General features: G+C 63.5%; 13 protein-coding genes. 1 reads left to right on the top strand and 12 read right to left on the bottom strand.

Translation table 11 applies throughout. From position 1 onward, the window contains the following. Positions 1-135 precede the first annotated feature (135 nt). The 10 genes from B0B13_RS13865 to B0B13_RS13820 all read right to left on the bottom strand — a co-directional run bounded on the left by B0B13_RS13865 (position 136) and on the right by B0B13_RS13820 (position 8,018). Entirely contained in the window at positions 136-411 is a 276-nt protein-coding gene (locus tag B0B13_RS13865) for an STAS domain-containing protein (protein WP_076785596.1), read from the bottom strand. Then, positions 408-1,046: an MlaC/ttg2D family ABC transporter substrate-binding protein gene (locus B0B13_RS13860; protein WP_076785597.1), complete on the bottom strand. Its 639-nt coding sequence runs from the start codon at positions 1,044-1,046 to the stop codon at positions 408-410. The genes B0B13_RS13865 and B0B13_RS13860 overlap by 4 nt, the downstream gene beginning before the upstream one ends. 99 nt (positions 1,047-1,145) lie before the next feature. Continuing rightward, positions 1,146-2,207, bottom strand: a complete 1,062-nt coding sequence (locus B0B13_RS13855) for an MlaA family lipoprotein (RefSeq protein WP_076796853.1) — start codon at positions 2,205-2,207, stop codon at positions 1,146-1,148. Between the two features lie 11 nt (positions 2,208-2,218). Beyond that, entirely contained in the window at positions 2,219-2,767 is a 549-nt protein-coding gene (mlaD, locus tag B0B13_RS13850) for an outer membrane lipid asymmetry maintenance protein MlaD (protein WP_076797335.1), read from the bottom strand. 86 nt (positions 2,768-2,853) lie between these two features. Beyond that, a complete protein-coding gene (gene mlaE / locus B0B13_RS13845) occupies positions 2,854-3,621 on the bottom strand; it encodes a lipid asymmetry maintenance ABC transporter permease subunit MlaE (protein WP_076785599.1) in 768 nt (255 codons plus the stop codon). Between the two features lie 3 nt (positions 3,622-3,624). Then, positions 3,625-4,470 carry an ABC transporter ATP-binding protein gene (locus tag B0B13_RS13840; RefSeq protein WP_076785600.1) on the bottom strand — a complete coding sequence of 282 codons (846 nt, stop codon included), beginning with the start codon at positions 4,468-4,470 and terminating at the stop codon, positions 3,625-3,627. Positions 4,471-4,597: 127 nt separating this feature from the next. After that, the gene (gene thiE / locus B0B13_RS13835) at positions 4,598-5,722 is read right to left on the bottom strand and encodes a thiamine phosphate synthase (RefSeq protein WP_076796852.1); all 1,125 of its coding nucleotides are present in this window, start codon (positions 5,720-5,722) and stop codon (positions 4,598-4,600) included. Next, the gene (locus B0B13_RS13830) at positions 5,719-6,576 is read right to left on the bottom strand and encodes a thiazole synthase (protein WP_076787482.1); all 858 of its coding nucleotides are present in this window, start codon (positions 6,574-6,576) and stop codon (positions 5,719-5,721) included. Before B0B13_RS13830 ends, thiE begins: the two co-directional genes overlap by 4 nt. 68 nt (positions 6,577-6,644) lie before the next feature. Further along, positions 6,645-6,842 carry a sulfur carrier protein ThiS gene (thiS, locus tag B0B13_RS13825; protein ID WP_076785602.1) on the bottom strand — a complete coding sequence of 66 codons (198 nt, stop codon included), beginning with the start codon at positions 6,840-6,842 and terminating at the stop codon, positions 6,645-6,647. A 3-nt stretch (positions 6,843-6,845) separates the two neighbouring features. Then, a complete protein-coding gene (locus tag B0B13_RS13820; RefSeq protein WP_076796851.1) occupies positions 6,846-8,018 on the bottom strand; it encodes an FAD-dependent oxidoreductase in 1,173 nt (390 codons plus the stop codon). A gap of 403 nt (positions 8,019-8,421) precedes the next feature. Here B0B13_RS13820 and B0B13_RS13815 point away from each other — a divergent pair, with 403 nt between their 5' ends. Continuing rightward, positions 8,422-10,143 (top strand): ABC transporter ATP-binding protein/permease, encoded by a 1,722-nt coding sequence (locus tag B0B13_RS13815; RefSeq protein ID WP_076796850.1) that lies wholly within the window; start codon positions 8,422-8,424, stop codon positions 10,141-10,143. A gap of 47 nt (positions 10,144-10,190) precedes the next feature. Here the strand turns inward: B0B13_RS13815 and thpR are convergent, their stop codons facing one another. Beyond that, on the bottom strand, positions 10,191-10,760 hold the full coding sequence (thpR, locus tag B0B13_RS13810; RefSeq protein ID WP_076796849.1) for an RNA 2',3'-cyclic phosphodiesterase: 570 nt from the start codon (positions 10,758-10,760) through the stop codon (positions 10,191-10,193). A gap of 46 nt (positions 10,761-10,806) precedes the next feature. Then, positions 10,807-12,273, bottom strand: a complete 1,467-nt coding sequence (locus B0B13_RS13805; protein WP_076796848.1) for a glutamate synthase subunit beta — start codon at positions 12,271-12,273, stop codon at positions 10,807-10,809. Positions 12,274-12,324 lie beyond the last annotated feature (51 nt).

Here is a 12,324-nt window from a genome sequence, read left to right as displayed (position 1 = left end):
TGCAGGCTGCGCGGGCGGGCAATGGCCTATCGACGGCCTGGAAAACGCTTGATTATAGGCGAAGTCGGCGGGTCGCCGCGAGGGGGGCCGATTGGCCCCGTGGCCTACGCCGTCACCTGGAACAACGTGACAGCGTCAATGTCGGCGGGACAAAACCAGTGTCTGGACGCCGTAGGCTTGGGCAAGGCTGGCCAATCCGTCGGGCAGGTTCAGGATCGAGAACGATGCCGCGTGACGCACGCGAGCCGCACGTTGCCACGCCAGCAATACCGCCAACGCCGACGAATCGAATTGCTGCAGGCAGGCGCAATCCACGCCGGTCGCGCCGCCGGCGATATGGTTCAGGCCAACCTCGAGCACAGCGTTCGCCGTCGCGAACGTCAGGGCCTGCCCCGTTTCGAAGATTGTCACGATGTGCTCTTGGCCGCGGTGGCCGGCGTATTTTTCTCCGATAGGTAGGTAATCAAGCCATCGATCCCGTGTTGCTGGATCTGTTCATTGAACTGTTGCTGGTATGTTTGCACGAGCCACGCACCGGCGACATTCAAATCATAGACCCGCCAGCCATGGGCGGTCTTCTCCATCCGATAGTCAAGCTGGATCGGCCGACCATTGTTAATCACCGTCGAGCGTACGACGACGTCGGTATCGGTCGGCGCCGCACGCAGCGGCTGATATTGAATTTCCTGATTGCCGACCTGCGACAGCGCCCCGGAATAGGTCCGAATCAGCAGCATCTTGAATTGCTCGACAATCTGCTGCTGCTGTTGCGGCGTCGCGGTGCGCCAGTGCCGCCCCATGACTAGACGCGTCGTCCTCGCAAAGTCGGTGTACGGCAGAATTTTTTGGTTAACAACCTGCGTGATCCGGTCAATGTCGCCGGCTTTGAGCGACGGGTCGGCGCGCACGATGCTCAGCACGTCGGTCGTTACCGATTTCAACAGCCCATCCGGTGTGCCTGTATCAATGGCCGGTGCTTCGGCAAACGAACCGGCACTGAACGACAGCAGCGTGGCAACGACGGGGATCAGTAAAAATTTTTTCATTAACTCAGTCCTATCGATTGTTTCTTTCCGCTATGGTCAACGATCATCGAACATTGGAGCGAATTGCGCAGTTCGAGTTTCCTTCACCGCGAAGCATACTCACCTGAACCGAAGATTCGGGATGCTATAGGGACGGCCGCCGGGTGGAATCATCTGCTGGCTTGGCACGTGCGTCTCCGACGCCAATCGCGCCGCAGCAGCATCCGGCTTGGCCGCGCCGGTCGGCTCCTGCCGTTGTAGGGCCGATGCCCCCTGCGCTGCGTCGGGCTGCGGTGCAGCGGCCGGTACCGGCGGTCGCGTCGCCGCGGGGTGGGCAGGGCCGGCGCCCGCAGCCTCAACAGTCTCAGCAGCCCCAACAGCTCCGGTAGCATCAACGGCCGCGCCGGCAGCCGGCGCACCTTCGGCGCCAGGCGTCGGTACGCCATCGTCAGTCGGGCCGGTGTCAGCGTCCGATTCATCGTCGTACGCGGGCGGCGGCGGATTGCCATCCGAAATCAGGTACTGGCGCCGTTGCAAATGGGCGTTGCGCACAAACGAGTACTTGTCGAGCGCCGCATTAGACAGCAGGTCGGTTGCACCGAGCAACGCCGCGCGCGTGCTGACGATGCGCACACCATATAACGTCGTGCGCAGCCAGATCGGACGCATGTAGGCAGTCAGGTCGCCCTGCCAGTCGACCAGCAGGCCTGCCGCGTCGCGCACGGTACTGGGCCCGAGCAGTGGCAGCACGAGGTACGGGCCCGGTGGCACGCCATAGTGGCCCAACGTGACGCCGAAGTCCGACTGATGCTTCGGCAACCTGGCCTGGCTGGCAAAGTCGAACAGCCCGCCCAGCCCGAACGTGCTATTGATCGCCACGCGCATGATGTCTTCCGTGCCCGCGGTGATCTTACCTTGCAACAAATTGTTGGCGGCGATATACACATCACCGATGTTCGAGAAGAAGCTCGACACACGATCGCGAACGAATAGGGGCAACGCCCAGTTATAGGCGCGCGCCACCGGCTTCATCGCCACGCGATCCAGCGTGTCGTTGAATTCGAACATCGTCCGGTTAAACCCTTCCAGCGGGTCTTGCTTCGACGGCGTCTTCACCGTTGCACAACCGCCCAGCGCTATCGTAGCAGCCGCGGCCACGACGGTGGCTCGCATCCTTGTCATTGTGCTTCCCCTCAGTGTGCCGTCGCGCTTGCCGGCGCGACTTGGATTTGAGATGCGCCAGGGCTAGCCGCGGCAGGCGCGGCCGACTTGCCCGCACCGGCATCCGCCGCCTTGCTGTACAGGAATTGGCCGATCAGGTTTTCCAGCACGATCGCGGATTGCGTCATCGTGAGCGTGTCGCCATCCTTGAGCAGCTGTTCGTCGCCCCCTGGATCCAGGCTGATATACTGCTCGCCGAGCAGACCCGAGGTTAGGATCTTGGCCGACGAGTCCTTCGGAAACGTGTACTGCTTAAATACGTCGATCGTGACCAGTGCCTGGTAAGTCTGCGTATCGAACCCAATGCTCTGTACGCGGCCCACCGTCACGCCGGCGCTTTTGACCGCCGCGCGCGGCTTCAGTCCGCCGATGTTGTCGAATTTCATCTTCACCGAGTAGGTGGCTTGAAACGACAGCGAACTCATATTGCCAGCCTTGAGCGCCAGGAACAGCAGCGCCACAAAACCGAGCACCACGAACAAGCCGACCCAGAAGTCCAGAGCGTTTTTCTTCATCGTCATCCCATCGGAATAGCTATTACCGCTGCGTGCTACACGGGGATCGCGCACGCAGTCGTGCCGGCACACCATAGCGCCGGGCCCATCCATCAATTGAACATCAGCGCGGTCAGCAGAAAATCCAGCCCAAGTACCGCCAGCGATGCGAATACGACCGTCTTGGTCGTCGCGCGCGACACGCCTTCGGGGGTCGGCTTGGCTTCATAGCCTTGGAACAGCGCGACGAAAGTCACCGCAAAACCGAACACGACGCTCTTGATCACGCCGTTGCCGATGTCCTGCCGCAGGTCGACGCCCGATTGCATTTGGGACCAAAACGAGCCAGGGTCCACGCCGATCAATATCACACCGACGAAATACCCGCCGACAATGCCGACCGCGCTGAAGATCGCCGCCAGGATCGGCATGGCGATCACGCCAGCCCAGAATCGCGGTGCGACGACGACCCGGATCGGGTCCACGGCCATCATTTCCATCGCGGTCAGTTGTTCGCCCGCCTTCATCAGGCCGATCTCCGCGGTCAGCGACGTGCCGGCACGTCCCGCGAACAGCAACGCAGTGACCACCGGCCCAAGCTCGCGCACCAGCGATAGCGCGACCAACAGTCCGAGCGCTTGCTCGGAGCCGTAGCGATTCAGCGTGTTGTAACCCTGCAAGCCCAGCACGAAGCCGACGAACAACCCCGAAACAGCGATGATGACGAGTGAATAATTACCCAGGAAGTGGATCTGCTGGGTGACGGTGCGCAGGCGCCGCAGCAATGGGAAGCACTCCAATGTAAGCCGCGCGAACATGCGGGCGCCGTAGCCCGTGCGTGAAAGGCCGTCGAGAACGGCGCGGCCGATCGTGGCGATCATGCGCTACTCTCCTGCGCGCGGCGCGGTGCCGAGACCGAAGTCCGCCTCCAGCGGCGCGCTCGCATAGTGAAAATGAAAGGGACCGTCAGGCGCGCCGTCGATGAACTGCCGCACGCTCGGATCCTGCGACGCGCGCAACTGCGCGGGCGTGCCCTCGGCGAGCACCCGCCCATTCGCAATGAAATATACGTAGTCCGCGATCGCAAACGACTCCGGCACATCGTGCGTCACGAGGATCGACGTGGCGCCGAGCGCGGTATTGAGGGTGCGGATCAGGTTCGCGGTAATGCCCAGCGAAATCGGATCCAGTCCCGCGAACGGCTCATCGTACATCATCAGCTCAGGGTCGAGCGCGATCGCCCGGGCCAGCGCGACCCGGCGCGCCATGCCGCCTGAGACTTCGGACGGCACCAAGTCGCGTGCGCCGCGCAAGCCGACCGCGTTGAGTTTCATCAGCACGAGATCGCGGATCAACTCCTCTGGCAGGTCCGTATGCTCGCGCAGCGGGAATGCGACGTTGTCGAACACCGACATGTCAGTAAACAACGCCCCGAATTGGAATAACATGCCCATTTTGCGCCGCGCCGCGTAGATCGCCTGGGGGCCCATTGCACCGACGTCCTCGCCACGGAACAGCACCTGGCCTCGGTTGGCGCGCACCAGCGCACCGATGAGCCGCAACACCGTCGTCTTGCCGCATCCGGAGCCGCCCATAATCGCAACTACCTGTCCACGCTTGAAACGCATGTTCAGGTTCTGGAGCACGAGCCGTTCAGCGCTGTAGCCGAAAGCAACGTCGCGAAGCTCAAGCAGGATATCGGAGGCAGTTGGCGGCACGTAGGCAGTCATCAAAAGCACGGAACGCGGATTATAGGGCCTAAAGCGGATCTGCCGCCTGAAACCTCCACGTGGACTGTACGCGAGACCGCTTACACGCCACCTTCACGGCGTAGGGCATTGGCAGGCGAGCCCCGCATTATCGGATAAACCCTCTTTGCAACGCAAAGATTGCTTTTTCGACGTCGTAGGCTTGCGTTACCGCGCGCACGACCGCGGCACCGCGCACACCGGTGGCCAGCACATCGCCCAGCGTCTGCAGATCGATGCCACCGATTGCCACGCAGGGCACCACGCCGTCCAGCAGCCGCACATAGCGCGCGAGTCGCGCAAGCCCTTGCGGCACGCTGGGCATCGCCTTAGTGGTGGTCGGAAACACCGCACCCAACGCGATATAGCTCGGCTTGAAGTGCAGCGCCACCAATATCTCGTAGTATCCGTGCGAGGACAGACCCAGCCGCAGCCCCGCGTGCGCCAACGCACCGAGGTCCGCGCGCAGCACATCCTCCTGGCCTAGATGCACGCCGTATGCGCCTTCGTCCAGCGCCAGTTGCCAGTGGTCGTTGATGAACACGCGTGCGTCATCATAGCGACGTCCCGCCGCAACGGCGCGGCGCACGTCAGCCCGCAGCACGGCTAACTCGCGCAGATCCGCTGCGTCGCCCGCCCCGTCAACCTTGCGGCGCAGTTGCACGGTACGCACGCCGAACGCTAGCAGCCGCTCGATCCAGTCGGCCGTCGGCACCACCGGATACAGACCGAGCGCGGCCGGGCACGCAGCGAACGGCTGCACCGGCGCATCGGGCAACCCCCGCACGCGCGGAAAGCGCGACAAGTCGCACGGCCATGGATCCTGCGCATGCTCGTCGCCCTGCCGCCACGCCAGGGCGAGACACAACGCATCGTGCGGCGCGCAGCCACAATCGATGAACGCGGCGAACGCCGCGATCCAGTCGTCGCAAGGTGCGGCCTCCAACGTGCGAACCGCATCGCCCTGATGCAACCGCATAGCACGCGCCGACGCGTCTAGTACCGTGGCACCGGCAGCCACCCAGCGCGCGGCATCGGCCGCATGCGGCTGTGCATCGGTCGCCACGATCACGTCACCGGGCCCTGGCTGCGGCGGCGGCGCGAGACAGATACGCATAGGCAGGCAGGCGCGCGGCCAATCACCCAGCCGTGCGCGGATCCGCTCGGCCGCCTCCAGCAGTTCGTCTGCGGGCGGGTAAAAAACCTCGCGTCCCCACGGGAAGGGACTGCTCACACCCGCTCATCCGAGGGCGGGACGGCAGCGCCTTCCGGCGTGCGATAGCCGTCCTGGTGCCAGAACGGCATGCCGACCACCGGCGTACTCGCGTGCGCGCTGTCGCGCTCCAGCATCGGCCCGGCTAAGTACGCTTCGCGACCCGCATCCACCGCGTTCGCGAATGCCCGTGCCATCGCCTCGGGCCGCGCCGCCTGCGACACCGCCGTGTTGAGCAGCACGGCGTCGAACCCCCACTCCATCACCTGACACGCGTGCGACGGCACACCCAGCCCTGCGTCGACGATCAGCGGTACGTCCGTCAGGCGCTCGCGCAGCAGCTTGAGCCCATACGGGTTCACCACCCCCTTGCCGGTGCCGATCGGGGCGCCCCACGGCATTAACGCCTCGCAGCCAACGTCGAGCAGTCGCCGCGCGACGACGAGGTCTTCCGTGCAATACGGTAATACCTTAAAGCCGTCCCGCACGAGGATGTCGGCCGCCTCGATCAAACCGACCGGATCCGGTTGCAACGTGTAGTCGTCCCCAATCAGCTCGAGTTTGATCCAGTCAGTCTCGAACACTTCGCGGGCCATCTGCGCGGTCGTCACCGCCTCTTTCACGGCATGGCAGCCGGCGGTGTTAGGCAGCAGCGCGGCACCCCGGCGCTTCAGCGCGTCAAAAAAACCGACGTCGGCGTCGCCCTGCGCGGCCAACTGGCGCCGCAGCGCGACGGTGACCATCGCGGGCCGCGCGGCCACGAGCGAGGCCTCCAGCGCATGCAGCGACGGATAGCGCGACGTGCCGAGCAACAGCCGGCTTGTGAAGGGCTGTCCGTACAGGATCAGCGCGTCGGCGGTGGAATGCGAATTCATCATTATCTCCGTCAATTTCAGTGCCTCATAGGTCAGGTTGTCGGCTCGCGTGGCATGCCGCCAATGCGTCATCCGCCTGCCACAGGCTTTACGACGTCGATTCGGTCACCTTGCGTGAGCGCACGCGCTGGATGCTGCGCGCGCGGCACGAATTCGCCGTTGATCGCGACCGCGTACGGCGGCACTGCACCATATGAAGCCAGCGCGTCAGCAAGGCGCGCATCGTCGGGCAACGAGAAAGATTGGTTGTTGATCTGGATATCCATGGTTCATGCATCAGTCAAGCACGGCTGCAGCGCAGCCGCACGGTAAAGCATCGGCCAGCGAGAGGCGGCACGCCATGCGTCGAAACCGTCCGGATCTCGCACCTGAGCATCGAGCAACGCGTGCGCGAGCGCCACGGCTTCGCACACCACCTCAGGCGCAATCATATAGCCGTGGCGGTACAGGCCATTGACGCGCAACACCGACGCGCCATCCCACGACAGCGCAGGACGATGGTCCGGCAGTGTGGGCCGGCAATGCGCATTCAACTCGAGGATCCGGCCCTCGCCGAAGGCGGGATGCAGCGAATAGGCCGCCGACAACAACTCGAGCGCCGAGCGCACGCTCACCGGCGACATATCCTCGCCCTCGATCTCGGTAGCCCCGATCACATAGTGATCGTCCTGCTTGGGCGCGATATACAACGGATAGCGCGGATGCAGCAGACGCACCGGCCGACTCAAACCAATGCCCGGCGCATGGACCCGCGCGACTTCGCCCCGCAAACCGCGCAGACCGGACCAGGCCCGTTTCGCACCCAGTCCACGGCAATCGATCACCAGAGCGGCAGCAGGCAAGGCATCCTCGCGCACGCAGGTATGCCAATGCGTGTCGACATGCAACTCGTCGAGCGCGGCCCCCAGCGCCGCCAGCAACTGCCGATTGTCCAGTTGTCCCTCGCCAGGCAGCAGGCGCGCGTCATGAAAGCGCGTACCAAGCGCCGGCTCGGCTTGCGTGACCTGAGCGCCGTGCAGTGCGACAATGCCGTCGCGCAGCATCGTCATGGGCGCGTTCACACGCACGCGCTGCTCGAACAATGGCCATTCGGCGCGATCGGCCGCATGCCAAACAATCAGCGTGCCGTTGCGCTGAAAGAATACCGGTTGTGGCAACTGCGGCAGCCATTCGGCCCAGCGCTCGAGCGACGCGACGCCCAGCTCCACCAGCAACGGCTCGGCACTGGCAGCTTCGGCCAGCGGCGCGAGCATGGCCGCGGCGACCCACGCTGCCGCACTGCGTCCGCTCGGCTCGCCTTGCTCATACAGCGCGACGCGATGGCCCGCACGCGCGAGCCGCCACGCAATGAGACGACCGGACAAGCCACCGCCCAAGACTGCGACATCGGGCGTCGGCGCCGCGTGGCACGCGGTTTTTGAAAAGGGGTCGGTTTGGTGCACGGCAATCGAATCCTATGTACGGGAATCGGGGTACAAGGACGAAACCGGCGAGATTCACGTGCGGGGCCTAACCACAGTGGCGCGCCGGCAGGCACGTCCGCTCCCTCACGGCAAGACAGAATCGGAAACTTCCCGCGCCGATATTACCCGGATCGGGTGCGAAGAAACTCTTTTTATTAAATCACAAAACCGCTGCGGGCCGCAATTCGTTGCTCTGGCACAATGTCGCGCAATCGCCGCTGCCGGAGCGTGCGCCGCCACGCGCCTTAAGCCGGAATTAAGCGGTAGCCGGAACAATCCGTACTGACACGAGTCGGTCACCGTCGCGACGCCCGCGACAGTACGACGCAGCGGCGCACCGATGAATGGACCGATTTGAGGAACCCTACATTTGAGGAACCCTATGAATCAACCCGCATCAGGCAACAACGAGCGTATTACCACGTGGAGCCTGATCAAACCGTATTGGGTGTCAGACGAAAAGTGGATCGCCTGGGGACTGCTCGCGCTTGTGGTCGCGATAAACATGACCATGGTGGCAGTCAACGCATGGTTCAACACATGGCAGCGTGTGTTCTTCGACTCGATCCAGCAGTACAACTATCCGGTGTTCAAGCACTCGCTGCTGCAATTTACCGCGATCGCGATGGCGATGATCCTGCTCGGTTCATACCGGACATACTTCCGGCAGATGCTGGAATTTCGCTGGCGCCAGTGGCTCACCACGCAATACATGCACGAGTGGCTGTCGGGCCGTGCGTACTATCGGATTGAGCGCGACAAGCTCGCCGATAACCCGGACCAGCGGGTTTCAGTGGACCTACAGGAACTGGCGAGCACGACGCTGGCGCTCTCGCTGGATTTCCTATCCACGTCCGTCACGTTGCTGTGGTTCAGCCATGTCCTGTGGCACTTGGCCGGCCCGCTCAGCTTCACCGTGTTTGGCACCGATGTGACACTACCCGGCTACATGGTGTGGACCGCCTTGCTCTACGCGGTGATCGGCTCGTATGTCACGCATCGCGTCAACCATCCACTCGTGTCGATCAACTACCAACAACAACGGGTCGAAGCGGATTTTCGTTTCTCGTTGATCCGATTGCGCGAGAATGCGGACCAGATTGCCCTGTACGAGGGCGAGCGCTCCGAGGAAAAAGCGCTGCAAGGCGCCTTCGGGCACATTCGCGACAATTGGCGGATGATCATGCGCTATACGCGGCGTCTGAACCTAGTCGTGGTCAGCTATTCGCAACTGGCCATTGTGTTCCCGTTCATTGCCGCCGCGCCGAAATACTTCGCGAAGGCGGTCAGCTACGGCGGTTATCAGCAGATAATCGGCGCGTTCGGTACCGTCAGCAGCTCGTTCTCATGGTTCATCAGCAGCTACTCGACGCTGGCCGCATGGCGCGCTGTGACTAACCGGCTCAAGGAATTCCGGCGCATTATGGCGCAGCCGCAGTTGCTCGAGTCGACGTCGCGGGCCACCGAACACGGCGGCATTCACACGAGGATGGCCGATACAACGGTATTGCGCGTGCAGGCGCTGCGCCTGATGCGCCCGGATGGCACGCCGCTGTCGACGATCGGCTCGTTTGCCATCGCGCCCGGCTCGCGGGTGCTAGTGCGAGGCGCGTCGGGCTCCGGCAAAAGCACACTGCTGCGCTCGCTGGCCGGCCTATGGCCATTTGGCAGCGGCACCATCGAGATGCCCGTCAACGCACGGGTGATGTTCGCGCCGCAGAAAAGCTACGTGCCAATCGGCACACTCAAGGGCGCGCTGTGCTATCCGGCGGCGGCTGACGCGTTCACCGACGCGGACTGTGCCGACGTGCTGCGCGCCTGCCGGCTGGGCGAACTAGTCGATAAGCTCGGCGTGAGCGACCATTGGGAGCGCGTACTGTCGCCAGGCGAACAGCAACGCCTGGCGATCGCCCGCGTGCTGTTGCAAAAGCCCGATTTCCTGTTCCTTGACGAGGCGACCAGCGCGCTCGACCTCGACACCGAGGCGGCGCTGTACCACGTGCTGACGCAACGTTTAGCTCACGCGGCCATCGTCAGTGTCGCGCACCGGGAGTCCGTGCAAGCGATGCATGACAAAACAATCGAAGTGGTACGCGATAACTGACGTGCGGCAGCGTGATAACGGCTGTGCCCCACGCGCGCATAGCGCAGTCACGCCTGGCTGCGCCCGGCCGGAACCGCCGCGAGCGTCGCGTAGCGTGATCCGGCCGGCGTCAGCGTGCTGCTGACCAACGCCAGCGTAGCAAAGGTGATCAACGGCGGCACGGGACGCACCGCTTCGAAATCATGCGTCGGCGCGGGCGGATCGCCGCGCAGCCTGGCTAGGGTCAGATGCGGCCGCAACGGCCGCGCAGCGGCGGGCACACCGACCCGCTCCAGCAGCACGTCGACGCGAGCCGCCCACGCGAGGAACGCCGGCGCGCTGATCAGTTCAAGCGCATACACGCGCGCCCGCCTGGCGCTGGGCAGTATCGCGGCATGCGAGGTGGGCAGCCTGTCCGGCACCGGCGTCAGCGTCGGCCATTCGTCGATCAGCCGTTTTCCCCCGCTCGGCGTCAGTGCGCCAACAAACCGTATGGTCAGATGAATCTGCTCACGCGGCGTCCATCTGACGCCTGCCATATGACCGGCGCGCCATGGAGCGCGCCATGCGTCGATGGCATCGAGAGCGCCGGAGTCGGGAATGAGTGCAACAAAGCAACGCTGCAGTCTGACATCCATCGATGATCCCCTACGGCAAAGCCGCCCTGCTACGCCCGACTCAAACTCAGCGCGGCAACTCCGAGCCCCCCATCAGGAACGCGTCCACCGCGCGCGCGCATTGGCGACCTTCGCGAATGGCCCAAACTACCAGCGACTGCCCCCGACGCACGTCGCCAGCAGCAAACACCTTGTCGACCGACGTGTGATACGCACGCTCGCCGTCGGTGCCAGCCCGCACGTTGCCGCGCTGATCCTTGTCAACGGCGAACGCATTGAGCATCGCTGCCGCCGGCTGCGTGAAGCCCATCGCAAGCAGTACCAGGTCTGCTTTCATTTCGAACTCGGAACCGGGCACCTCCTGCATCTTGCCGTCCCTCCACTCGACGCGCGCAGCGATCAGCTTTTCGACCTTGCCTCTGCTGCCCTCGAAACGCTTGGTCGCGACCGACCAATCGCGCTCGCAACCTTCCTCATGCGACGACGACGTGCGCAGCTTGATCGGCCAGTACGGCCACACGAGAGGCTTGTCCTCCTCCTGCGGCGGCTGCGCCAGCAATTCGAACTGCGTGACACGCTTCGCGCCGTGCCGGTTCGACGTGCCGACACAGTCCGACCCGGTGTCTCCGCCGCCAATCACGACCACGTGCTTGTCTTTGGCGAGCAACTGATCCGCGAGCTTGTCGCCAGCGTTGACCCGGTTCTGCTGCGGCAGGAATTCCATCGCGAAGTGGATACCAGCCAACTCGCGGCCCGGCACCGGTAAGTCACGCGGCGTTTCGGCACCGCCCGCCATCACGATTGCGTCGAATTGTTCGCGCAATTCGTCCGGCGACAGGGTGTCCTTCGCCGCATTGTTGATCGTCGGCGGCAACGGCTCCTTGCCAATGAACACGCTAGTACGGAACGTCACGCCTTCGGCCTCCATCTGACGCATGCGGCGGTCGATCTGCCACTTCTCCAGTTTGAAGTCGGGGATGCCGTAGCGCAGCAGGCCGCCAATCCGGTCGTTTTTCTCGAACACCGTTACCTCATGACCGGCTCGCGCCAGCTGCTGCGCGGCGGCCAGCCCGGCGGGCCCGGATCCCACCACCGCGATCTTCTTACCGGTCTTCAGCTTGGGCACTTGCGGCGCGACCCATCCTTCGCTCCACGCCTTGTCGATGATCGCGCGCTCGATCGATTTGATGCCCACCGCGTCGCTGTTGATATTCAGCGTACAGGCGGCCTCGCACGGCGCGGGGCAAATCCTGCCGGTCAACTCTGGAAAATTGTTCGTCGAGTGCAACACCTCGATCGCCTGCTTCCAGTCCTGGCGAAACATGAGGTCGTTGAAGTCCGGAATGATGTTGTTTACCGGACAGCCGTTATTGCAGAACGGAATGCCGCAATCCATGCAGCGTGCGCCCTGGATTTTTGTGTCCTCGTCGGTCAGCGCATGCGCGAATTCCTTCCAGTGCTTCACGCGTTCTAACGGGAGTTCATACGCCTCGTGGCGGCGTTCATATTCGAGAAAACCGGTTGCCTTGCCCATGAGCTTCTCTTAACCAATACCTATTGAGGGGCAGCCCGCTGCACCGCGACG

The sequence above is a fragment of the Burkholderia sp. b14 genome (assembly GCF_900156195.1).
Lineage (GTDB): Bacteria > Pseudomonadota > Gammaproteobacteria > Burkholderiales > Burkholderiaceae > Mycetohabitans.
This window is presented reverse-complemented; position numbering and strand designations above follow the sequence as displayed.

Bases quoted from the DNA above. Each gene is read 5' to 3' on its own strand.
- B0B13_RS13860 (WP_076785597.1), bottom strand. From the start codon at position 1,046: ATGAAAAAATTTTTACTGATCCCCGTCGTTGCCACGCTGCTGTCGTTC.
- B0B13_RS13855 (WP_076796853.1), bottom strand. From the start codon at position 2,207: ATGACAAGGATGCGAGCCACCGTCGTGGCCGCGGCTGCTACGATAGCG.
- mlaD (WP_076797335.1), bottom strand. From the start codon at position 2,767: ATGACGATGAAGAAAAACGCTCTGGACTTCTGGGTCGGCTTGTTCGTG.
- mlaE (WP_076785599.1), bottom strand. From the start codon at position 3,621: ATGATCGCCACGATCGGCCGCGCCGTTCTCGACGGCCTTTCACGCACG.
- B0B13_RS13840 (WP_076785600.1), bottom strand. From the start codon at position 4,470: ATGACTGCCTACGTGCCGCCAACTGCCTCCGATATCCTGCTTGAGCTT.
- B0B13_RS13830 (WP_076787482.1), bottom strand. From the start codon at position 6,576: ATGAATTCGCATTCCACCGCCGACGCGCTGATCCTGTACGGACAGCCC.
- thiS (WP_076785602.1), bottom strand. From the start codon at position 6,842: ATGGATATCCAGATCAACAACCAATCTTTCTCGTTGCCCGACGATGCG.
- B0B13_RS13815 (WP_076796850.1), top strand. From the start codon at position 8,422: ATGAATCAACCCGCATCAGGCAACAACGAGCGTATTACCACGTGGAGC.
- thpR (WP_076796849.1), bottom strand. From the start codon at position 10,760: ATGGATGTCAGACTGCAGCGTTGCTTTGTTGCACTCATTCCCGACTCC.
- B0B13_RS13805 (WP_076796848.1), bottom strand. From the start codon at position 12,273: ATGGGCAAGGCAACCGGTTTTCTCGAATATGAACGCCGCCACGAGGCG.